The organism is Actinomycetota bacterium (assembly GCA_030776725.1).
Classification (GTDB): Bacteria; Actinomycetota; Nitriliruptoria; order Nitriliruptorales; family JAHWKO01; genus JAHWKW01.
Map to the genome: position 1 here is coordinate 1 of JALYHG010000108.1, position 20,811 is coordinate 20,811.

At 71.4% G+C, this 20,811-nt stretch carries 18 protein-coding genes; 4 read left to right on the top strand and 14 right to left on the bottom strand.

The window, feature by feature from the left end; translation table 11 throughout:
• Positions 1-51 precede the first annotated feature (51 nt).
• The gene (locus M3N57_04970) at positions 52-1,548 is read left to right on the top strand and encodes an FGGY family carbohydrate kinase (GenBank protein ID MDP9022049.1); all 1,497 of its coding nucleotides are present in this window, start codon (positions 52-54) and stop codon (positions 1,546-1,548) included.
• Positions 1,549-1,554: 6 nt separating this feature from the next.
• Here M3N57_04970 and M3N57_04975 read toward each other — a convergent pair whose 3' ends face one another.
• The gene (locus M3N57_04975; protein MDP9022050.1) at positions 1,555-2,205 is read right to left on the bottom strand and encodes a recombination regulator RecX; all 651 of its coding nucleotides are present in this window, start codon (positions 2,203-2,205) and stop codon (positions 1,555-1,557) included.
• A 26-nt stretch (positions 2,206-2,231) separates the two neighbouring features.
• Positions 2,232-4,346, bottom strand: a complete 2,115-nt coding sequence (gene recA, locus M3N57_04980) for a recombinase RecA (protein ID MDP9022051.1) — start codon at positions 4,344-4,346, stop codon at positions 2,232-2,234.
• A 391-nt stretch (positions 4,347-4,737) separates the two neighbouring features.
• Here recA and M3N57_04985 point away from each other — a divergent pair, with 391 nt between their 5' ends.
• A complete protein-coding gene (locus M3N57_04985; GenBank protein ID MDP9022052.1) occupies positions 4,738-5,556 on the top strand; it encodes a 3'-5' exonuclease in 819 nt (272 codons plus the stop codon).
• Here the strand turns inward: M3N57_04985 and thpR are convergent.
• From thpR to M3N57_05015, 6 genes are all read right to left on the bottom strand, one after another.
• The gene (gene thpR / locus M3N57_04990; protein ID MDP9022053.1) at positions 5,520-6,083 is read right to left on the bottom strand and encodes an RNA 2',3'-cyclic phosphodiesterase; all 564 of its coding nucleotides are present in this window, start codon (positions 6,081-6,083) and stop codon (positions 5,520-5,522) included. The genes M3N57_04985 and thpR overlap by 37 nt on opposite strands.
• The gene (locus tag M3N57_04995) at positions 6,083-7,366 is read right to left on the bottom strand and encodes a CinA family nicotinamide mononucleotide deamidase-related protein (protein MDP9022054.1); all 1,284 of its coding nucleotides are present in this window, start codon (positions 7,364-7,366) and stop codon (positions 6,083-6,085) included. The genes thpR and M3N57_04995 overlap by 1 nt, the downstream gene beginning before the upstream one ends.
• Positions 7,363-8,061, bottom strand: coding sequence for a CDP-diacylglycerol--glycerol-3-phosphate 3-phosphatidyltransferase (gene pgsA / locus M3N57_05000; GenBank protein ID MDP9022055.1), 699 nt, complete (start codon positions 8,059-8,061; stop codon positions 7,363-7,365). The genes M3N57_04995 and pgsA overlap by 4 nt, the downstream gene beginning before the upstream one ends.
• Positions 8,054-9,520 (bottom strand): 30S ribosomal protein S12 methylthiotransferase RimO, encoded by a 1,467-nt coding sequence (gene rimO, locus M3N57_05005; GenBank protein MDP9022056.1) that lies wholly within the window; start codon positions 9,518-9,520, stop codon positions 8,054-8,056. The genes pgsA and rimO overlap by 8 nt, the downstream gene beginning before the upstream one ends.
• An 81-nt stretch (positions 9,521-9,601) precedes the next feature.
• Positions 9,602-10,369 carry a DUF4115 domain-containing protein gene (locus M3N57_05010; protein ID MDP9022057.1) on the bottom strand — a complete coding sequence of 256 codons (768 nt, stop codon included), beginning with the start codon at positions 10,367-10,369 and terminating at the stop codon, positions 9,602-9,604.
• 57 nt (positions 10,370-10,426) lie between these two features.
• A complete protein-coding gene (locus tag M3N57_05015; protein ID MDP9022058.1) occupies positions 10,427-11,233 on the bottom strand; it encodes a maleylpyruvate isomerase N-terminal domain-containing protein in 807 nt (268 codons plus the stop codon).
• Between the two features lie 126 nt (positions 11,234-11,359).
• Between M3N57_05015 and M3N57_05020 the strand changes: the two genes are divergently transcribed.
• Complete coding sequence (locus tag M3N57_05020) at positions 11,360-11,767, top strand: hypothetical protein (protein ID MDP9022059.1); 408 nt, start codon at positions 11,360-11,362, stop codon at positions 11,765-11,767.
• An 11-nt stretch (positions 11,768-11,778) separates the two neighbouring features.
• Here the strand turns inward: M3N57_05020 and M3N57_05025 are convergent, their stop codons facing one another.
• The 6 genes from M3N57_05025 to M3N57_05050 form a co-directional block, all read right to left on the bottom strand.
• Positions 11,779-14,193, bottom strand: coding sequence for a DNA translocase FtsK (locus tag M3N57_05025; GenBank protein MDP9022060.1), 2,415 nt, complete (start codon positions 14,191-14,193; stop codon positions 11,779-11,781).
• Positions 14,194-14,358: 165 nt separating this feature from the next.
• Positions 14,359-15,399: an NAD(P)-dependent alcohol dehydrogenase gene (locus tag M3N57_05030; GenBank protein MDP9022061.1), complete on the bottom strand. Its 1,041-nt coding sequence runs from the start codon at positions 15,397-15,399 to the stop codon at positions 14,359-14,361.
• A 16-nt stretch (positions 15,400-15,415) separates the two neighbouring features.
• Positions 15,416-17,080: a ribonuclease J gene (locus M3N57_05035; GenBank protein ID MDP9022062.1), complete on the bottom strand. Its 1,665-nt coding sequence runs from the start codon at positions 17,078-17,080 to the stop codon at positions 15,416-15,418.
• 8 nt (positions 17,081-17,088) lie between these two features.
• A complete protein-coding gene (dapA, locus tag M3N57_05040) occupies positions 17,089-17,985 on the bottom strand; it encodes a 4-hydroxy-tetrahydrodipicolinate synthase (protein ID MDP9022063.1) in 897 nt (298 codons plus the stop codon).
• Between the two features lie 93 nt (positions 17,986-18,078).
• Positions 18,079-18,747: a hypothetical protein gene (locus M3N57_05045; GenBank protein MDP9022064.1), complete on the bottom strand. Its 669-nt coding sequence runs from the start codon at positions 18,745-18,747 to the stop codon at positions 18,079-18,081.
• The gene (locus M3N57_05050; protein ID MDP9022065.1) at positions 18,744-20,411 is read right to left on the bottom strand and encodes an FAD-dependent thymidylate synthase; all 1,668 of its coding nucleotides are present in this window, start codon (positions 20,409-20,411) and stop codon (positions 18,744-18,746) included. The genes M3N57_05045 and M3N57_05050 overlap by 4 nt, the downstream gene beginning before the upstream one ends.
• A gap of 21 nt (positions 20,412-20,432) precedes the next feature.
• Here M3N57_05050 and M3N57_05055 point away from each other — a divergent pair, with 21 nt between their 5' ends.
• Positions 20,433-20,741: a hypothetical protein gene (locus M3N57_05055; protein ID MDP9022066.1), complete on the top strand. Its 309-nt coding sequence runs from the start codon at positions 20,433-20,435 to the stop codon at positions 20,739-20,741.
• The last annotated feature ends 70 nt before the right edge of the window (positions 20,742-20,811 follow it).

Here is a 20,811-nt window from a genome sequence, read left to right on the forward strand (position 1 = left end):
CGAAGATGAACTGACAGCTGCGAGCGTGGACGTGCAGGTGCGTGATCGGCAGTGAGCGGTCCACCAGGGGTGCGTCCCACCGACGACCACCTGTGGGTGGGCTGCGACGTGGGGACGCAGAGCGCGCAGGTGCTGGCGGTGACCTCCGCCGGAGAGGTCGTCGGCGACGGCACCGCTGGGTTGACCAGTCGCCGCGACGGCCGGCGCCACGAACAGGACCCCGACGGGTGGTGGCAGGCTGTCGTGTCGGCGTGCCGCGCCGCGCTGCGGGGCATCGACCCCGACCGCATCCAGGCCGTCGCGGTGTGCGCCACGTCCGGCTCGGTGCTGCTCACCGACCGCACCGGGCGGCCGATCACCGCGAGCGTCATGTACGACGACGCCCGCGCCGGCGACGACGCCGACCGGGTGCGTGAGGCGGGCGCGTCGGTGTGGGCGTCGCTGGGTTACCGGATGCAGGCGACCTGGGGGTTACCGAAGCTGGTGTGGCTGCTCCGCGAGCACGCCGAACGGGGCTCTGATGTCCGCCTGTGCCATCAGGCCGACGTGATCACGGGGCGGCTGATCGGCCATCCGGCCGCGACCGACGCGAGCCATGCGCTCAAGAGCGGGTACGACCTGCTGGCTGACGAGTGGCCGTGGGACATCCTCGACCGGCTCGGGATCCCACAGGAGGTCATGCCGGATGTCGTCCGTCCCGGTTCCCGCCTGGGTGTCGTCGACGTGGACGCCGCATCACAGACCGGCATCCCCCAGGCGACGCCCGTGATCGCCGGCATGACCGACGGGTGCGCCGCGCAGCTCGCCGGCGGAGCGCTGTCGGTCGGGGACTGGACGTCTGCGCTGGGCACGACGCTGGTGCTCAAGGGCGTCTCGGAGGAACTGGTGAGATCTCCGACCGGGGCGTTGTACTGCCACCGGTCGCCGGACGGCCGCTGGCTGCCCGGGGGCGCGTCGAACGCCGGTGCAGGGGTCCTGACCGAGAGGTTCGGGGAGCGCGATCTGGCGGCGCTGGACGCACGAGCCTCCGAGCGGGAGCCCGCCACCGTCGTCGCCTACCCGCTGGTGTCGGAAGGTGAGCGGTTCCCGTTCGAGGCACCGGATGCCCAGCGCCTCGTCCTCGGTGAGCCGGTTGACGACGTCGACCTCTACGCGGCCCTCCTGCAAGGGCTCGCGTTCGTCGAGCGGCTGTGTTTCGACGAAGTCGATCGGCTCGGGGCGCCCACCGGGGGTGCGCTGCGGTTCACGGGGGGCGGAGCGCGGAGCGACTACTGGTCCCAGCTCCGCGCGGACGTCCTGCGTCGGACGGTCGAGGTCCCCGAACACACCGAGGCGGCGCTCGGGATGGCGCTGCTGGCCGCCGCGAACGGCGCCTCGATCCGCGACACCGCCCGCCACATGGTGCGCATCCGGGCGGTGTTCGAGCCCCGCCGCGAGGCCACCGAGCGCTTCGACGGCGCCTACCGGACGTTCCTCGACGCGCTCGAGGAACGCGCGTGGCTGGACGGTGACGCCGCCGACCACGCCCGCACCAGGCTCGGACAGTGAGGCGCGTCAACGTCCGGTGGTGCGCTCCGGCTCGCGGTCGTTGAAGACCGCCTGCCGCGCGACCTTCCGGGCCAGCGCCTCGGGGTAGCCGCGGCGCGCGAGGTAGCCCAACAGCCGCCGGTACGCGACCTCGGTGCCCACGCCCCGCAGCTCAGCGGCCCGCTTGTGAGCGACCGCGTACGCGGCGGCTTCGGGATCGGTGTCGACGACCGCGGCGAGCACCACCTCGATCACCTCTTCGGCGATGCCTCGCCGTTCGAGCGTTGCGCGGATCCGTCGCGGGGCGTGACCTCTGCGCCGCCCCTCACCGACCAGGCTCTCGGCGAACGCACGGTCGTCGACGATGCCGCGTTCCCGGCAGCGTCGCAGCGCGACCTCGATGGCGGCTGGGGCGTGGCCACGCCGCTGCAACGCCTGCTGCAGCCGCGCCTCGGACTTGGGTGCCTGCGCGGTCGCCCGTCTGGCGTACGCCACGGCTCGAGCCACGTCGTGCTCGAGACCTCCGCCTGACGCGGCCGATGGCGACCGGTCACGCGCCGGACCGGCCCTGTCACCGTGGGATCCGGGCAGCTCGACGCGGATCGGTTCCCGTCTCACCCCGCGGGCCATGAGCCACTGCTCGGCGTCGGGGAACGGCTGCTGGTCGGAGGCGCTCATCGTGGGCTGCCTGTCGGTGGTCGGCGTCAGCTTCCTACGTCGCCGGGATCCTCAGCTGGTTCCTCGGAGCCCACCTGCACCAGTCCCAGCGATTCCTTGGCCTTCTTCTCGATCTCGCGCGCGATGTCGTCGTTCTCCTTGAGGAACTGGCGCGCGTTCTCCCGTCCCTGACCGAGCTGCTCACCCTCGTACTGGTACCACGCACCGGCCTTCTTGATGACGCCGCTGTCCACGCCCACGTCGAGGATCGAGCCTTCCTTGGAGATCCCCTCCCCGTAGAGCAGGTCGAACTCGGCCTGGCGGAACGGGGATGCCACCTTGTTCTTCACCACCTTGACGCGGACCCGGTTCCCAACGAAGTCCTGGCCGTCCTTCAACGACTCGATGCGTCGCACGTCGAGCCGGACCGATGAGTAGAACTTCAGCGCCCGCCCACCCGGGGTGGTCTCGGGGCTGTTGTGGACCATCACGCCGTCCACGAAGTAGTTGTGGGTGCCTTCGACCTCGATGTCGAAACGGTGGGTCCGACCTTTCATCGGTGATCTGCGCTCGATCTTGGTGATCGGCATGGGCGTCGGCACGTACCGCATCTGGGCGAACACGGGCTCGATCCTGAAACGACCTCGGTACGTCGGCAGGAGCTTGTGCTCCATCGAGGGATGCACGAACGGAGCGATGAGCGCGTGGAGCTTCGCGGTCTCGTCCGTCGCGAACCGCAGGACCGCTGTGCCGGCACGGTCGATCAGCGTCGGTTCGATGCCCCACGTGTCACGCAGGTGCTCGACCAGCCGGCCCCGCGATGTGGGTTCGATCGCCTCGACGCAGATCTCCGATCGGCCGCTCTCCCCGCCAGAGCGAGCCTGCTCGCCTTGCGTTGCCAACGTGAAGGTCGCGGCGTCCATGTACCAGATCGCCAGCGACAGGGGCGTCAGGCGCTTGAGGTAGTCGTGGTTCACGACCTTCTTCCCGCCGAAGGTCAGCGCCTGACGCAGTTCGGCGAGTTCCGGTAACGGCTGGACGTCGTAGACGACGGCTCCACGTTCGTGCGTCGTTCTGCTGGGACGCACGTTCGCGAAGAGTGACGCCTTCCAGTCGCCGTACTCGACCTGTCCGGCGCGGTGTCCCCAGCGCAGGCGAGCGCCGTGGCCACTACGTGTCGGGGCGAGCGTGCTGTCGCCCATGAGACCCCCGAGCAGGACCTCCCATTGCAGGTCGGACAGGTAGTGCGGGACCGACTGGATCACCCGGTCCCCGACGATGAGCTCGTGAGCCTCCCGCCAACCACCAGGCGTCATGATCGAGTGGTTCGGCGTGCAGGAGAACTGCGACCGGCCGTTGCCTGAGCCCTTGGCGACGGTGAACCGCAGGAACTCGTCGGTCCGGCCGTTGTCGAACCAGCCGGTGACCTTCCTGGCGACGATGCGTCCGATGTCGGGGTCGTAGGACAGCACCTCGACCGGCATCTCGTCGTCGACGATCTTCCCGATGAACTCCTGTGAGCCGTCAGCGAGGGTCACACGCGTGTCCCAACTCATGCACCCGAACATCACGCCGATCTTCTCGCGGAGCTGGTTGATGAAGACGCACGACGTCCGTGACCGGTTGAGGTTCCCCGCCAGCTTCCGCAGTGCCTGGCTCATCAGCCGTGCTTGCAGGCCGACGTGCGAGTCGCCCATCTCGCCTTCGATCTCGGCGCGCGGGACCAGAGCCGCGACCGAGTCGATCACGATCATGTCGATCGCGCCCGACCGGACCAGCATGTCGGCGATCTCGAGGGCCTGCTCGCCGGTGTCCGGCTGGGACACCAGCAGCTCGTCGATGTCGACGCCGATCGCGCGGGCGTAGACCGGGTCGAGGGCGTGTTCGGCGTCGATGAACGCGGCGATGCCGCCGAGCTTCTGCGCCTCGGCGATGCAGTGCAGCGCCAGGCTGCTCTTCCCGCTCGATTCCGGTCCGTAGATCTCCACCACGCGACCACGCGGCAGACCACCGATGCCCAAGGCCAGGTCCAGCGACAGTGCCCCGGTGGGGATGGCGTCGGCCTTGACCTGCTGGTCGGCACCGAGGCGCATCAGCGCCCCCTTCCCGAACTGCTTCTCGATCTGGCCGAGGGCCAGCTCCAGGGCCTTCTCGCGCTCCACGGGTGCCTCCGTTCCGGGCGGCTCCAGGCCGCCTGTCCTTCCAACGCAGCGGTGATGTGCGGACGGTACGCGCCGGGTGCGACATGCCGGCGCATCTGTCGCTGTCTGGCTGTGGAACCGGACTGTGGCCTTCAGCCGTCGCATCGAGCCGTCGCATCGAGCCGTCGCCTTCGGCCGTCAGCCGTCGCCTTGAGCCGTCGCATCGAGCCGTCGCATAGAGCCGTCGCCTTGAGCCGTCGCCTTCCGGTCACATGCTCGCCGTCCACAGCGGCAAGGTGCGGCGCACCCTAGACGAACGTGCGTTCGTTCGAAAGCACCCACGGGGCGTGACCGGGGCGACGACGCAGACGCCCGCTACGGTGCCGTGGCGTTCACCAGGGAGCCTTGCGCCATGACGGTCTCGGACACGACGTTCACCAACCACGCCGACGCAGAGCCCCCCGGGCCGGTCCCGGTGACCCCGACCCGGTTCGTGTTCCTGGACACCGAAGCCACCGGCCTGGACCTGCACCGCCACGAGTTGACCGAGGTGGCGTGGATCGCGCGCTTCGAGGACGGCACCGAGGTCGAGCGCCAGTTCTTCTGCGAGCACACTCTGGACGGGGCCGACGAGGCCGCGTTGGAGCTGACCGCCTACCACGAACGGATCGCACACCAGGACAGGACCCCGACGTCGGAGTGGCTGCCGCAGTTCCTCGAGGACGCACGTGGCGCCGTCATCGTGGGGGCCGTCCCCGACTTCGACGCCCGTCAGATGCAGAAGGCGTGCCGCGAGCAGGGGCTGGAAGCCACCTGGGACCACCACCTGCTGGACGTCGAGACGCTGGCCCTGCCGCTGATCGCTCCCGGCCCCGAGGCGCCCCGCAGCCTGGCGCGGACGTGCGAGGCGCTGGGCGTCCCACACGACAAGGACCAGGCACACGGTGCGCTGTACGACGCCCAGCAGACCAAGGCGGTGTTCGACGCGGTGTGGGCGCTGGTGGCGGAGCTGCGCGCGACGGGGCGTCCGCTGCCCCCGCCCGTCGCCCGGCCACAGCCACCCGCACCCGACGAGGCGATCGAGACGGTCGACGCTCTGCAGCAGATCGGCGACGAGCGAGGACCTCGCGACACCGACGGCGACGACACCAGCGACCGCAGCGGATCACCGACCGGTCAGACCCCGAGCCCTCCTCAGGCGCCGAGCGGGACCCGCGCGAGGCTGTCGTAACGGTTGGGCCGGCCGCGGCCGGCACGCACCGACTCCACCACGACCAGCTCGTGCGCCGACCACATCCCGGAGACCTCCGGGACCGCGGCGACCAGCCGGGCGTCGACCACACCTGCCGATCGCCGTCCGCGCGCCCGGGCGAGCGTCAGGTGCGGATGGACATCCTTGTCGTCGACGGGCAGGTCCGCCGCGGCGAGTGCCGCCTGAGCCGAGCGTCCCAGCTCCGCGACCGCCCCGGCGGGCTGGTCGGTGATCGCGACCCACAGGACCCGCCGCCCGAAACGGCCGGCGGCCGCCAGCTGCAAGCCGATCGCAGGCGGCGCCGCCGCCGCGACCGGGCGGAGCGCGTCGACCACCTCAGCCGGGTCGCGTGCGACCTGCCCGAGGAACGCCAGCGTCACGTGCCAGTTGGCCGCCGGCGTCCAGGCCAGATCATCGCGGGCGTCACGCAGCGGTCGTAGGGCGGCGTCGAGCGGTTCGGCCACCTCCTCGGGGACCGTCAAGGCCACGAACAGTCGCCGCGCCATCAGCGGCCGTCCGACAGGCCGGATGACGCACGAACCCGTTCCGCCAGGTGCCGGCGCAGCGCGTGCAGCACCGCGCCGGTGGCGCGCCGGCCCACGGTGTCGCGGTCGCCGGGCAGGTGCACCTCGCGGTGATCGACATCGCCGTCGTGGCAGGCCAGCGCCCAGATCACCGTGCCGACCGGCCGTCCGCCCTGCCGGCCCGGTCCCGCCACGCACGTCACGGCGACGCCGACGTCCGCAGCGAACAGCTCACGGACGCGGCGCGCCATGGCCTGACTGGTCGGGGCGGCCACCGGTCCGTGCTCATCCAGCACCGTCTGCGCGACGCCGAGCACGTCGGACTTCACGTCGGTGGCGTAGGCGACCAGGCCGCCCCGCAGGTAGTCGGTGGCGCCGGGGATCCGCGCCAGGCGGGCGGCGACCCCGCCGGCGGTGCACGACTCTGCTGTGGCCACCGTGAGACCGGTCAACCGCAGCAGCCGCGCCACCTGCTCCGCGACGTCCTCCTCGTCGACTCCCGCCACACGATCGCCGAGTCGACGCACGACCTCCTGCACGACCGGTTCGACACGGCGGTGAGCCGCCTCGGGATCGTCGGCGGACGCCGTGACCTTGACGCGGACGTCGTCGGGTCCCGCCAGGAACGCCAACTGCACACGCTCGGCGGCCTCGACGACCTCCGCGAGGGCCTCGGCGACCGCCGACTCGCCCATCCCGGTCACGTGCACGGTGCGGCTCACCGTCGCAACGGTCCCGCCCCGTCGCAGCAGGTCGGGGAGCACATCGCGTTCGATCATGGCGCGCAGCTCGTGGGGGACGCCGGGGACCGCGTACACGACGCACGGCCGGTCCGGGCCGCGCGCGACCTCGACCGTGAACCCCGGCGCGGTCCCGACCGGCTCCAGCGCGGTCGCTCCCGCCGGCACGTCGGCCTGCTGCAGGTTGGCTGGCCCCATGTGTTGCTCGTGGTGGGCGAAGACAGCTTCGATGGCGGACACCAGGTCGGGTCGCCGTTCGAGCGCGACGCCCGCCACCTCGGCGACGGCGGCACGGGTGAGGTCGTCGGGGGTGGGACCCAGTCCCCCACCGACGACGACGGCGTCGCAGCGCTCGACGAGCCAGCGCAGCGCAGCGACGATCGTGGCGTGGTCGTCGGGGACGGCCACGCTGGCGGTGACCTCAGCGCCCACCTCGACCAGCCGCCGGGCGAGCCACGCGGCGTTGGTGTCGGTCGTCTCGCCGATCACCAGCTCGGTCCCCACCGAGCAGATCCCCGCCTTCACTGCGACGGCTCGTCGTCCGACTCGCCTTCGCGGACCAGCCGACCCGCACGGAACGCGTAGTCGATGCCGGACACGACCGTGAGTCCGACGGCGATGTACAGGGCGGTGACCCGGATCATCTCCGCCACGGCCGGCAGGAGGAACAGGGCCACCGCGGTCACCTGCGACAGCGTCTTGGCCTTCCCCCACCTGCTGGCGGGCATGACCGCCTCGTGCTGCTCGATCAGGTGGACCCGCAGCAGCGTCACCCCGACCTCGCGGAACGCGATCACGATCACCGCCCACCACGGCAGCCGGTCGAGCGCCGCCAGGGCCGACAGCGTTCCGATGATCAGGAGCTTGTCAGCGATCGGGTCGGCGAGCTGCCCCCAGCGTGTGACGCCGTGCCAACGACGCGCCACCCAGCCGTCGACGGTGTCGGTGACAGCCGCGAAGACGAACGTGGCGAACGCCCACCAGCTCGCCACCTGCGATCCGACGATCAGCAGCCCCAGGATGACCGGGATCAGCAGCAGTCGCAGCCCGGTGAGGAGGTTCGGGGCGTTCAACCAGGGCCGGGCCTTCTCGGAACGCAGCTGACCTGCGTTGAACATGCCCGACCGGTGCGAACGGCCGGTGTCGTGCGACCCGACGACCTCGACGTGACCGCCGGGATCGGCGTCGGCGTCGCCGTTGCCGGACACGTGCTCAGGCATCGGGCAGACGTGGGACCGCGACGAGATCCACACCGTCGGCCGCGAGGACGTCCACGTCGATCGTGCGGCCGGTCGGGACGGTCACCGGGAGACCGTCGGGTGCCACCAGCCGGATGTCGCCGTCGGTGTCCGGTGCTTCCCGGTAGGAGCGCGCCAGGCAGACGCCGTCGAAGACGCCCTGAACGGTGGCTCGCAGACGTCGACCCACGAAGCGGCGTGCGGCGTCCTCGGCGACCCTCTCCTGCAGGTCGACGAGCTCGTTCAGCCGAGCGTCAACCAGGTCCGCCGGGACCTGCTCGGTGAACGCGGCGGCGGGCGTGCCATCCTGTGGGCTGAACGCGAACAAGCCGACCCAGTCCAGGCGTTGGTCTTCGAGGAAGGTCACCAACTCGCGGTGGTCGGCGTCGGTCTCACCGGGGAAACCGACGATGAACGACGAACGGAACACCGCGTCGGGGTCCAGGTCGCGGACGTCGGCCACCAGCGCACCCCAACGCTCCGAGGACCCGCTGCGGGCCATGCGCGCCAGCACACCGGCGGAGACGTGCTGCAGCGACAGGTCGAAGTACGAGGCGACCTTGGGCAGCTGCGCGATCGCTTCGACGAGCGGCGGCTGCAGCTCGGCTGGCTGCAGGTACACCAGCCGGATCCACTCCAGACGGTCGATCGCGGACAGCCGCTCGAGCAGCGCGACCTGCAGGCTGCGTCCGCCGGGCAGATCCTTCCCCCACGACGTGGTGTTCTCGCTGACCAGGACCAGCTCCCGTGCGCCACGGTCGACCAGCCACTCGGCTTCGGCGACGACCTCGGCGAGCGGACGCGAACGGAACCGGCCACGCCACGACGGGATGGCACAGAACGTGCAGGCCCGGTCGCACCCGCTGGCGATCTTCAGATAGGCCCACGGCCGGTCGGCGTCCGACGACCGGAACGAGGCCTGCGGGCCGCTCGGCGGGATCCGGTCCAAGGCGTCCTGCGGCTGGTACCCGCGACGCGAACCGTCCGCGGGCAGCAGCGGGAGGGATGCTGCGCTCGAGCGTGTGCCGTTGCGCGCTGCGGCGTCGGGCGGGGCGCCGGCGAACCGCGCGACCGGCCGGCCAGCGAGGACGTCGCCGACGATCTGGGGCAGTCGCGGGTAGGCACCGAAACCCACCACGGCATCGGCCTCTGGGAGCTCGGCGGCGAGCTGGTCGCGGTACCGCTCCGCCATGCAGCCCACGACCAGGACCGCCCGGGTCCCGCCCTGTTTCAGGTCGCAGGCGGCCAGCACCGTGTCGACCGACTCCTGCGACGCCGGCGTGATGAACGTGCAGGTGTTGACCAGCACGACGTCGGCACCGCGCGGATCGTCGACGTAGCGGTACCCAGCCTCGACCATCGACCCGGCGAGCTGCGCGCTGTCGACCTCGTTGCGGGCACAGCCCAGCGTCACGATCGCGACGGTCGGGACAGCGGGCATGGGCGGGCGGTCTCCCGTGGTGGCGCCGGAACCGGCGACGCCAGCCTACCCGCGGGGGCTCGGCCCAGCCTCGGTCGGGGTCTACTCCTCCAGGGCACGGCAGCCTTCGCTGGTGCAGGTGCCTCTCCAGATCTGGCCGCGAGGACCGAGGTTGCCCACGTTCTCGCCGTTGAGCACCAGACGGACCGCACCGGCGTCGCCGAGGTGCAGGTACACCCCGTCCGGATGCTCGAACGAGCGGTTCTGACCGGCTTCGACGGTGTCCTCGAGCACCTTCTGCCCGGTCGGCCCTGCCAGACGCACCAGCGTCCACGACCGCCCCTCGTAGAGGAGCGTGAGCTCGACGCCGGTCGGGGTCGGGGTCGGCGACGGGGTCGGGCTCTGCGTCACGGTCGGCGACGGTTCCGCCCCGCCGTTCGTTGTCGGCGACGCGGTCGCGGTCGTCCCCGGTGCCGCGCGCTGCGGTGTGCGACCGCCGACCAGACCCACGACAGCGAGCGCGGCCAGCAGCACCGCCACCGATACCCCGGCCCACACCACCCAGGTCGGTATCGCCTGGCGCGGTGGCCCGGCGACGGGGTGCACCACCAGCTCGTGCGCGTCGTACCCGGTCCGCTCTACCTGCTGCCGGTAGCGCTCCAGGAGAGGATCGGGATCCAGTCCGAGGAAGCGGGCGTACGCGCTCAGGAAGCCCTTGGCGTAGACGTCCCCCCCGAGCCGGGCGAAATCCTCGTCCTCCAGCGCTCGGAGGTAGTCGCTGCGGACACGGGTCGCCCGGGACGCCTCCTCTATCGTGCGTCCCTGCTCCTCGCGTGCGCCCCGCAGGGCGTCGCCGATCCCGATCGACACGGCTCTCCTCCGGAGCGGCGAGCGTACGCGACAGCCGGGACGAAGCCGCGGATGCCGTCAGACGACTCGCACCACATCCAGGACCGCGGCCGCTGCCGCACGGTCGTCACCGTCGAGGTGTAGGTCGCCGCCAGACTCGGCGTCCTCCCACGCGATGCGGTCGGCCGCGATCAGGCACCACGTCGCCACGTCACAGCGGATGCGGACGGTCGGTTCGGCCGTGACCCGGGGGCCGAACTGGCGCGCGCCCAGGTCGAAGCGCCACGTCAGGCGGCGGGGCGAGTCGGTGAAGGTGACCTCGACGACCCCGTCGCCGTGGGCCACCGACCGCAGCGGCTGCGCAGGCAGGGCCGCGAGGTGGAAGTCAGCCAGCAGCTCGCGCAGCCGGCGGTCCATCGGCGGCTGGTCGCGGCCAACGACCCGATGCACGTCATCTTGATGAACCCATTCGTCGTACAGCCGCGTCGTCGCGAACCAGCCGATGCTCACCGTCCCGAACACGGTGGGGATCTTCAGTCGAGCCAGCGGCCGCGGGACGGCTCGGACCAGGCGTTGGAACCGGCGACCCCAGACCTGTAGCTCCTCCCGTAGCTGGTACCGGGAGGCGCCACGCAGACGTTGCAGCGCGCGGTCGTTGCCACGCTCGAGGTCGGTCGGCGACGCACCGGGCAGGAAGTCGAGCAGGTGCTTGCCGAGCACGATGGTGCGGTCGCTCTCTGCCAGGTGGCGGAAGACGTCCGCCACCGACCACCCCGGCAGCGCCTCTCGGTCGAGCTCCTCGGTGGTCAGCTCGTCGAGGAGTGCGACCGTGTTCTGCCGCGATCGCGCGGCCGCCCCGGCGATCTCGTCGGGTTGGAAAGCCACGATGGTCCCTTCCGCCGTCGGCCGGCACCTCCGTCGCGCTCGACCCTCCGAACAGGCAGCCGGGCGGCGCTTGCCGGAGAGCCGCTCGCGCAGGACCGGTTACCCGCGCTGCTAGCCTGCCCGGTCATGCGTCGCCTGCTGGCAACCGCAAGGCTCCTCGCTGCTGCCATGCTGGCAGCTGCGGCGTTCGTGGTCGTTCCCGCGTCCGCGACCGAGGCGCAGTCCCCTGGCGGCGAGGCGAGCCCCGGAGCGCAAGGCGGGGAAGCAGGCGGCGGTGAAGGAGGCGGCGAGGCCGGCGGCGCGGAAGGCGGCGAAGCCGGCGGCGCGGAAGGCGGAGAAGCCGGCGGCGCGGAAGGCGAGGAGGGCGACGACGGGAAGTCCCCGTTCCCGTTGGACCTCACCGACCCCCAGGACATCCTCGGTCTGTTCCTCCTCGGCTTGGTTGGCCTGGGCATCGTCGCGGCGAGCGCCAACGCCTTGAAGCAGCTCCGCGGCGAACGGTCGCAGGCCGACGGCTCGTGGCGGCCGCGTTAGCAGACCCCCGCTCAGACCCGCCCTTCCTGCAACGTGTCCAGCTCCTCGACGGTCATCAGCACGTCGCGGGCCTTGGAACCCTCGGACGGGCCGACGACGCCCCGCTGCTCGAGTTCGTCCATCAGTCGCCCCGCCCGCGCGAACCCGATCCGGAGCTTGCGCTGCAGCATCGACGTCGACCCCAGGCCCGAGCGCACCACCAGGTCCATCGCCTTGAGCACCAGCACCTCGTCATCGTCGTCGGCTGACACCTCGGACAGGTCAACGTCGTCCACGTCGACCGTGGCGCCCTGCTGCACCCCGTCGACGTAGTCGGCGTGACGCTGGGTCTTGCAGAACTCGACGACCGCGTCGATCTCGGCTTCGGACACGAAGCAGCCCTGGAGCCGCGCCGGCTTGCCTTGGTTCGACGGCAGGAACAGCATGTCACCCAGCCCGACCAGCTTCTCGGCGCCCGCCTGATCGAGGATCGTCCGCGAATCGGTCTGCGACGCCACCGCCAACGCCAGCCGCGACGGGATGTTGGCCTTGATCAGACCGGTGATGACGTCCACCGACGGCCGCTGCGTGGCGATCACCAGGTGGATACCGACGGCGCGGGCCATCTGTGCGATGCGACAGATCGCCTCTTCCACGTCGCGCGGCGCGACCAACATCAGGTCGGCCAGCTCGTCGATCACCACCAGGATGTACGGCATGTGCCGGTGGCTCGCCGCCTGCGCGTCGCCGCCGGGCATGGGCCCATCCGCCAGCGTCCCAGCCGCGACCGCGTCGTTGTAGGCGTCGATGTTGCGGAAGCCGAGGTGCGCCAGCGTCTCGTACCGCTGTTCCATCTCCTTCACGACCCAGTCCAGCGACATGGCCGCGCGCTTGGGATCCGTGATCACCGGCGAGAGCAGGTGCGGGGCGCCGTCGTAGTGGTTGAGCTCCACCCGCTTGGGGTCGATCAGGATCATGCGGACCTGATCGGGACGGGCCCGCAGCACCACCGACGCGATCATCGCGTTGAGGGTCACGGACTTGCCGGCCCCCGTCGCGCCCGAGATCAGCAGATGCGGCATGGTCGTCAGGTTGGCCAACGCCGGCTGACCGGCGATGTCGACGCCGAACGCGACCCGCATCGGGTGCGGATCGCGGCGCGCCTCCTCGCTGTCGAGGATGTCACGCAGAGTGATCAGGTCACGGTCGCGGTTGGGGACCTCCACCCCGATCGCGGACTTGCCCGGGATCGGCGCGACGATCCGCACGTCGGGGGCAGCCAGCGCGTAGGCGATGTCATCACCGAGGCCGACGACCTTGCGCACCTGGACCCCTGGCCCCAGCTCGACCTCGAACCGGGTCACCGTCGGCCCGCGTGAGGTTCGCGCGACGACCGCATCCACGCCGAACTGCTCGAAGGTGTGCTGCAAGGCGCGGGCCTGCGCCTGCACGTGCCGTTGGGCCGCGGCCTGGCTGGCCGCCTTCCCGCTGCGCAGCAGGTCGAGGGGAGGCAGGACGTAGTCCTCCCAGCCGTCGCGGGGCGGCTCGATCGGCGTGGCCCGGCGCGGTCGGGTCTGCGGTGGGGCGTCGGGCTGGGCGGTCGCCGGCGGGGTCGTCGGTTCGGTCGGGTCCGCATCGGGCGGCTCTGCGTCCGAGGTGGTGGCGTCGGTGAGCTTCAGCACGGCCCGTTCGACGACCTCGTCCGGCGCCTGGTCGTCAGCGGCGCTGGGCGCGTCGGAGACGGCGACGTCGACCGTGTGCGCGCGTGGCGATCGGGCTTCGCGCACGACGTCGGCGACGCGGTCGCGCACCCAACGCCCCGCCCGGACGGTCCCCCGGCCGACAGCGTGGACGGGGGTCTTGGTGAAGATCAGCCCGCCGAGGAGACCGGTGGCGGCGCACACCGCCGCCGCCCCCCACATCCCCACCGCCAGTTGCAGCGGCCGGGCCAACGCCCAGCCGACCAGGCCGCCCGCCGACCACAGCGCCCGGTAGTCGCCGGTGGGCGGCGGCACCCCTCGGGACAGGTGCCACCCGGCCAGGGCGGCCGCCGCCAGCAGAGCGACACCGATCGCACGCCGACCACGTTCCTCGGCGGCACCGTCGATCACCAGCTGGCAACCGGCGTAGACCAGCAGCGGGGGGACGGCGTAGCCCACGACCCCGAACAGCCCGCGCAGCAGGGCATCGACGGTGGCGCCCACCACCCCCGCCTGACCGGCGTACATGCCCAGGCCCGCCAGGACCCCGACCAGGATGAGACCGATCCCGTAGACGTCGTCGCGCTGGTCGCCGAGGGCGGTGCTGACCCAGCGGGTCAGGCGCGCGGCCGCACCGGGACCGTCGCGACGCGGCCGACGACGGCGGGCACGCCCGGAACGGTCCGTGGCCTTCCCCGACGGACGCGACGACCCCCGCCGCTTCCGCGTGCGTGTGGTGGTGGGCACGTGTCCCCCTCGACGTCGCGCAACCTCTCCGGTTGCCTCGAACAACACAGGGTGCCACGTGCAACACGAAGGAACAACCGTGTAGTTCCACCACGGTGGTGCGAGCACCACCCGATGCGCGCCGCGCTCGACCACGACCAGGCCACCACCCGCCTCGGCCGCAGCTCAGTCCGCGGCCGGCCGGGGGACCAAGATGCCGCGGCCCTGCATGCGGTCCTCGACGAGGTCGCTGAGCGCGTCGTCGAAGGCGTCCAGCGGGTACTCGGTGGTGTGCAGCGTCACGGTGCCCGCCGCGGCCAGCGTCATGAGCTCGACCAGATCCACGTAGGTGCCCACGAGGTTGCCGACGAAACTGACCTCGGTCGAGATCACGTCGATCAGCGGGATCTCGAGGCTGTCGCCGTAGCCGACCGCGTAGTACCGGCCGTGCGGTCGCAGCATCGCGACCCCGTCTTCGACCGCCCCGAACTCCCCGACGAAGTCGATGACGGCCTCGGCGCCCTGGCCGTCGGTGAGGTCGTTGACCTGTTCCACCTGGGTTCCGTCGGCCAGGACGGTGTGGTCGGCGCCCCACCGCAACGCCAAGTCGAGGGTCCTGGCGCGTTTGTCGACCACGATGATCTCCGCAGCGCTCAGCGCGCGCAGGACCTGGATCCCGATGTGGCCCAGCCCTCCGGCGCCGATGATCACCGCCCTGGTGCCCGGCGACAGCATCCGCGACGCCTTCTTCACGGCGTGGTAGGCGGTCAGTCCCGCGTCGGCGTGCGCTGCCACGTCCTTGGGTTGCAGCGTGGCCGGCAAGGTGACCACGGCGCGGGCGGTGGTCTTGAGCAGCTCGGCGAAGCCACCGTCGCTGTCGATCCCGGGGAAGGCGGAGTTGTCGCAGTGCATGTCGTCCCCGGATCGGCACGCCAAGCAGAAACCGCAGGTCTTCAACGGGTGGACGATGACGGGGTCGCCGACCTCGATGTGTCCCACGGCGCTGCCCACCTCGTGCACCCAGCCGGCGTTCTCGTGGCCGAGCGTGTACGGCAGCTCGATCCCGGTCTTGTCGCGCCACTGGCCCTCGATGATGTGCCAGTCCGTGCGGCACAGCCCCGCCCCGCCGATGCGGACGATCACATCGAACGGGTCGGTGATCTGCGGTTCGGGGACCTCCTCGACCTTGGGGCGCTGGTCGTAGGCGTGCAGCCGGACGGCTTTCATCGCGTCCTCCTCTGGTTCAGACCTCGACCACCAGCGGCATCGTGACCGGTCGGCGGCCGGTCTGGGCCCGCCAGTAGGTGGCCAGAGCCTGGACGACGTGGCGCTGGATGGCTTGGACATCGTGGTACTTGCCTGCCGCCGGCCCAGCGAGTTCCGCCAGGACCGACTTCTGAGCACCGTCGATCAGGGACGTGTCCGCCTCGTCGTGGATGACGCCGCGCTGGATGACGGTTGGCTCGCCGACCAGGGTGCCGCGGTGCGGGTCGATCGTGACCAGACAGATGCAGATGCCCTCCTCGCCCAGGCGTCGCCGGTCGCGGAGCACCGCCGGGCCAACGTCGAGGAGGAGCCCGTCGAGCAGGACCTGGCCAGAGGTGACCGGCTCGCCCCGCGCGACGGTGTGGTTGGAGACGATCACCGTGTCGCCGTCCTCGCAGACGAGGACGTTGTCGGGGTCGCAGCCCGTGGCGATCGCCACGTCGCGGTGGGCGACGAGGTGGCGGTACTCGCCGTGGACGGGGACCACCGACCGCGGCTGGAGGACGTTGTGGTAGAGCATCAGGTCGTCGCGTGCCGCGTGACCCGACACGTGCACCTGCGCGATCCCCTGGTGGACGACCCTCGCGCCGCGACGGACCAGGCCGTTGATCGAGCGGAACACCGCCCTCTCGTTCCCGGGGATCAAGCTGGACGCCAGGATGACCACGTCCCCGTCGCCGACGGAGATGTGCCTGTGGTCGCCGGACGCCATCAGCGACAGTGCGGAGTAGGGCTCGCCCTGGCTCCCCGTGCAGATCACCACCAGCTCCGACCGGTCGTACTCGCCGACGTCGTTGAGATCGAGTTCGAGGTCGGTGTCGTAGACCAGCTCGCCGAGTTCGGCGGCCAGGTGCATGTTGCGCACCATCGAGCGGCCGACGAACACCGGGCGGCGACCGAGCTCGGCGGCGGCGTCGAGCACCTGCTGCACCCGGTGGACGTGCGACGCGAACGACGCCACCACGACCAGGCCGTCGGTCGCCGCGATCGCGTCGCGGACGGTGGGGCCCACCAGCCGCTCCGTGGGGACGTGGCCGGGGTGGTCGGCGTTGGTCGAGTCGGCCAGCAGCAGCGTCACCCCCTCGTCGCCGAGCCGCGACAGCTGCGCCAGGTCGGTGACCCGCCCGTCGATCGGGGTCTGGTCGAGTTTGAAGTCCCCCGAGTGGAGCACCAGCCCGTGGGGTGTGCGGAACGCCAGCGCGGCGCTGTTGGGGATCGAGTGGGTGGTGGGGACCACCTCGACGCGGAACGGGCCGTGGTGGACGAGGTCTCCGGGCCGCATCTCACGCAGGTCGGCGTGGGCGTGCTGGGGATGCTCTTCGAGGAGCGCCTCGACGAACGCGATCGTCAGGCGCGTGCCGTAGATCGCCACGTTCGGGAACTCGTCGAGGAAGTACGGCAACGCCCCGATGTGGTCCATGTGTCCGTGGGTGAGGAACACCGCGTCGACCGCGTCGGCCCGGTCACGCAACCACGCCCAGTCGGGGAGGATCAGGTCCACGCCGGGATGGTCGTCGGTGGGGAACGTGACGCCGACGTCGATCACGGCGATGCGGTCGTCGACCTCGATGGTGGCCATGTTCCGCCCGATCTCGCCGACGCCGCCCAGGAACGTGATGGCGACCGGCGGATGGGTGGGCATGGCCGGTCTCAGCGGCGGTCGCGGGGGATGCCCGCGTGGTCGAGCGCGTCGCGCAGTGCCTCGAGGGTCGAGTCGCGTGCCGGCGCCAGTGGCGGGCGGACCGGACCGGCGGGCAGTCCCAGGTCAGCGAGGATCGCTTTGAGCGGAGCCGGGTTGGGGTCGGCGAACAACGCCTGGAACAACGGCATCAGCCGCAGGTGGATCTCGCGGGCCTTGACCGGATCGGACTCGAACGAGGTGGCGAGGTCGGCCAGCTCGGGTCCGACCAGGTGCGCGGCGACCGAGACGAAACCCACTCCCCCGACCGCGAGGATCGGCAGGTTCAGCGCGTCCTGGCCGCTGTAGATCTGGAACCCGTCCGGTGCCTGCGCCGCCACCGCTCCGGTCTTCTGCACGTCCAGGGTCGCGTCCTTCACCGCGACGATGTTGTCGACCTCCGCGAGTTCGACGAGCGTTGCGACGGCGATCTCGCGCGCCGTCCGACCGGGGATGTCGTACAGCAGCACGGGACGGTCGGTGCTGGCCGCGACGGCTCGGAAGTGGTGCAGGAGGCCGCGCTGGTCGGGTTTGTTGTAGTAGGGGGTGACCACGAGCACCCCGTCGGCTCCGGCCGCGGTCGCCTTCTCCGTGGATGCGCAGGTCTTGGCGGTGTCGTTGGTCCCGGTGCCGACGATGACCTGGCCGTCGTCTGCGACGGCGTCCTTGACCGCCCGGAGCAGCTCCAGCTGTTCGTCGCCGTCCAGGGTGGGGCTCTCGCCGGTGGTGCCCGACAGCAGGATCGTCTCGGTGCCGTGCTCGATCAGGTGGCGTGCCAGGCGTGTCGCCCCGTCCAGGTCGAGCGACAGGTCGTCGCGGAAGGGTGTGACCATCGCGGTGACGACCCGACCGAAGTGCGGCGTGGCCATGGCGTGCTCCGTCGCGGCTTGGATCCCATCCTAACCAAGGCCCTATCGGCCCCCGCCGGGCCACCGCCGTCGTCCGACGACAGCGGACGGCGGCTACGGGACGCGGGCCAGCCGGACCATGGCGAGGGCAGCGGTGCCGTCGTGGCACACGATCAGCTCGGCGCCGATCGCGTCAGCCAGGACGCGTGACGCCAACAGCCGCAACACCGCCGTCGGGTGCGGTGAGTGGCCGAGCGGGTCGTCGGCGTCGATCGGCGGGGACGGCTCGCCACCCGGTGTGCGCACCACCAGCTCGACGCGGTCGCCGCCGGCTTCCACGGCGAGCTCGGTGATGGTGTCGGGCGGGGCGCCGGCCTGCTGGGCCGCCACCAGGTGGTCGATCAGCGTGTCGAGGAGGATGCGGTCGGCGAGCACCATGACCGGGCGGTCGGGCAGCGAACCCACCCGCCGGTCGCGGTGACCGGCGGGGTCGACGACGACGCGTGCGTCGAGCGGGGCGGCGCTGACCGTCCGGGCGAGCTCGTCGGCGCGGGCCTCGGCGAAAATCCCCGACACGAGACGGTCGATCCGCCCGATGGCCTGTTCGATCCGCGCCGCCGCCCGACGTCGCTCGGCGTCGTCGAAGCTGTCCCACATCCGGGTCAGCGTGTCCGCCCACCCGTGGGCGATCGCCATCTGGGCGTTGTAGTCGTGCTGGGCGCGTGCCAGGAGCCGCCCGCGGTCGTACTCGCCCGTGATCGGCGACGACCCGACCCCGGTCACCGGCTGGGGCTCCCCGCCCCGACGTTGCGCTGCTGGCGGCGCACGTCGGCACGTCGCTCCGCGTCGAGCCGTTCCAGCTCGGCGCTGCCGTGATCGACGTGGACCATCGCGTCGGCGACGGCGGTGTGGCCGGCCACGTCCGCGATCAACCGGTGCATCTGCTGCACGACGCGCCGGTAGGAGGGATGGCCCTGGGGTGAGGACCGCAGCTCGATCAGGTGCATCGCGGCGCGGGCGTTGAGCTGCATCACGTAACGCGTGCGGTAGGCGAAGCACACCGCGTACTGCGCCTGCGCCGGGTGGTCGGCTAGCAGCTGCTCGTACAGCGCGGCGGACCGCTCGAGTGCCTGGTGCCAGCGGTCGGCGACGCCCGCCTCCTCGATCTCGCGCGGGGTCTCGTACCCGTGGCGGGTCGTGAGGTCCTGCCAGTCGATGGTGAGCATCCGGTGTCGCTGCAGGTCGCGGAACGCGCCGTAGTCGCCGAGCACGTCGAAGCGGTACCACAGCCGCTCGAAGGCGCGCCCGGGCTTGTGCCGGCGGTTGCGCCGTTCGCCGACGTAGGCGTCGATCACCTGCCGGCGCTCGTCGGCTCCCATGCTGCGGGCCACCCCGAGCAGCTGTTCCTCGGGGAGGTTGGCGTGTGGGTACAGCATCGCGGCGACCAGCTGGACCTCGGCGGCGCCTGGGTCACGCGGCGACCAGTCGACGAGGGTCACCTCCTCGACCGGGGCGGGCGCGACCTCGCCGAGGACGTGGTCGGCGAGCGTACGGGTGTCCGCTCGGGTGGCACGCAGGTACGCGCTCCAGGCTCCACCGCGGGCGGGGCGGTCGATCCGGGTGAGGAAGGACGGGATGACCTTGCGCAGTTCCCGTAGCAGCGCGGCGTAGCAGGTCCCGGCCTCGGCCAGCTCGCTGGCGTGCAGGCGCAGCAGCAGGGCCTCGTACGCCTGCCCGCTGGCGAAGATCCCGACGTTGCTGGTGGTCGCGGCGGGCAGGAGCCCGCGCAGGACATCCAGGGCCTTGGCCTTGGTCGCCGAGCGCCACGCCCGCTCGCTGGCAGCGTCGGTCGCCGGGTACCGGGTGCGCACCCAGTCCAGCACCTGCGGCAGGAGCGCGGCGTAGGTGTCGAAGATCGCGTCGAGGTGTTCGATGTAGGCGGCGGCGTGCCGGCCGGAGAGCACGTCCGGGTCGCGGTGGTAGCGGTACCGCCCGCCGGGCTTGTCGTCGTAGGCGACGTACCGCGTCGACTGCTCGAGGTAGGCGGCCAGCCGACCCCGCTCGAGCTGCTTGGTCAGGAGGTTGGAGGCCCCCTCCACCGCGACGTGCGCCCCGCCGAGCTGAGCCACCGAGTCGTCGCCGTACTCGGTCAGGACCCGCTCGTAGAGGCGCTGGGCGCGCTCGACGCCGATCCCCTGCTCGCTTGTTGCCGCCGCAGGCGCGTCGTCGCCGGGCAGTTCGGGCGCGAACTCCTCGTCGCCCGTCAGTCCGGGCGCGAACTCCTCAAGGAACAGCCGCCGCAAGCTCTTCGACGACCGCGAGTACCGCGCGAACAGCGCGCCCTTGACGACCTCGGGGAGGCCGGTCAGCGCGAAGACGTCACCGTTGAGGTCGGTGAAGTAGCGGGCGAGCAGGCCCCGCTCCTCGGCGGTGAAGGTCTCGGCCACGACCGTCCGTCCTGGAAGGGGATGGCGAGACTAGGCGAGTTGCATCCGAGCGGCGTGCTGTGGCCTGATGCCGAGCGTGTCGCGATGTCGTTGTTCCGAGGCCCCGGCGTGTGCATCCTGTCGACGGTGCCCCGCGAGCTTGATACGAGCGGCGCTCCTGCCGACGGCTACGCCACCTACAGCGGCACCTCGATTGGCCTCGCCGCATGTCGCCGGCGCTGCGGCGCTTCTGGCCAGCAGGACAATCCCTACACCGCGTCGGACGTTCAACTGATCCGCAGCACGATCCTCGAGCGCGGGCAGCTTCGACTGGATCGACGACTCAGGTGACGGCGTCATGGAGCCGCTGCTCGACGTGGGGTCTCCACCGTCTTCGACCCCATGAACAGCGCATCCAGCG

Bases quoted from the DNA above. Each gene is read 5' to 3' on its own strand.
- M3N57_04975 (MDP9022050.1), bottom strand. From the start codon at position 2,205: ATGAGCGCCTCCGACCAGCAGCCGTTCCCCGACGCCGAGCAGTGGCTC.
- dapA (MDP9022063.1), bottom strand. From the start codon at position 17,985: ATGGCCACGCCGCACTTCGGTCGGGTCGTCACCGCGATGGTCACACCC.
- pgsA (MDP9022055.1), bottom strand. From the start codon at position 8,061: ATGCCTGAGCACGTGTCCGGCAACGGCGACGCCGACGCCGATCCCGGC.
- thpR (MDP9022053.1), bottom strand. From the start codon at position 6,083: ATGGCGCGGCGACTGTTCGTGGCCTTGACGGTCCCCGAGGAGGTGGCC.
- M3N57_04985 (MDP9022052.1), top strand. From the start codon at position 4,738: ATGACGGTCTCGGACACGACGTTCACCAACCACGCCGACGCAGAGCCC.
- rimO (MDP9022056.1), bottom strand. From the start codon at position 9,520: ATGCCCGCTGTCCCGACCGTCGCGATCGTGACGCTGGGCTGTGCCCGC.
- M3N57_05020 (MDP9022059.1), top strand. From the start codon at position 11,360: ATGCGTCGCCTGCTGGCAACCGCAAGGCTCCTCGCTGCTGCCATGCTG.
- M3N57_05035 (MDP9022062.1), bottom strand. From the start codon at position 17,080: ATGCCCACCCATCCGCCGGTCGCCATCACGTTCCTGGGCGGCGTCGGC.
- M3N57_05055 (MDP9022066.1), top strand. From the start codon at position 20,433: ATGGCGAGACTAGGCGAGTTGCATCCGAGCGGCGTGCTGTGGCCTGAT.
- M3N57_05030 (MDP9022061.1), bottom strand. From the start codon at position 15,399: ATGAAAGCCGTCCGGCTGCACGCCTACGACCAGCGCCCCAAGGTCGAG.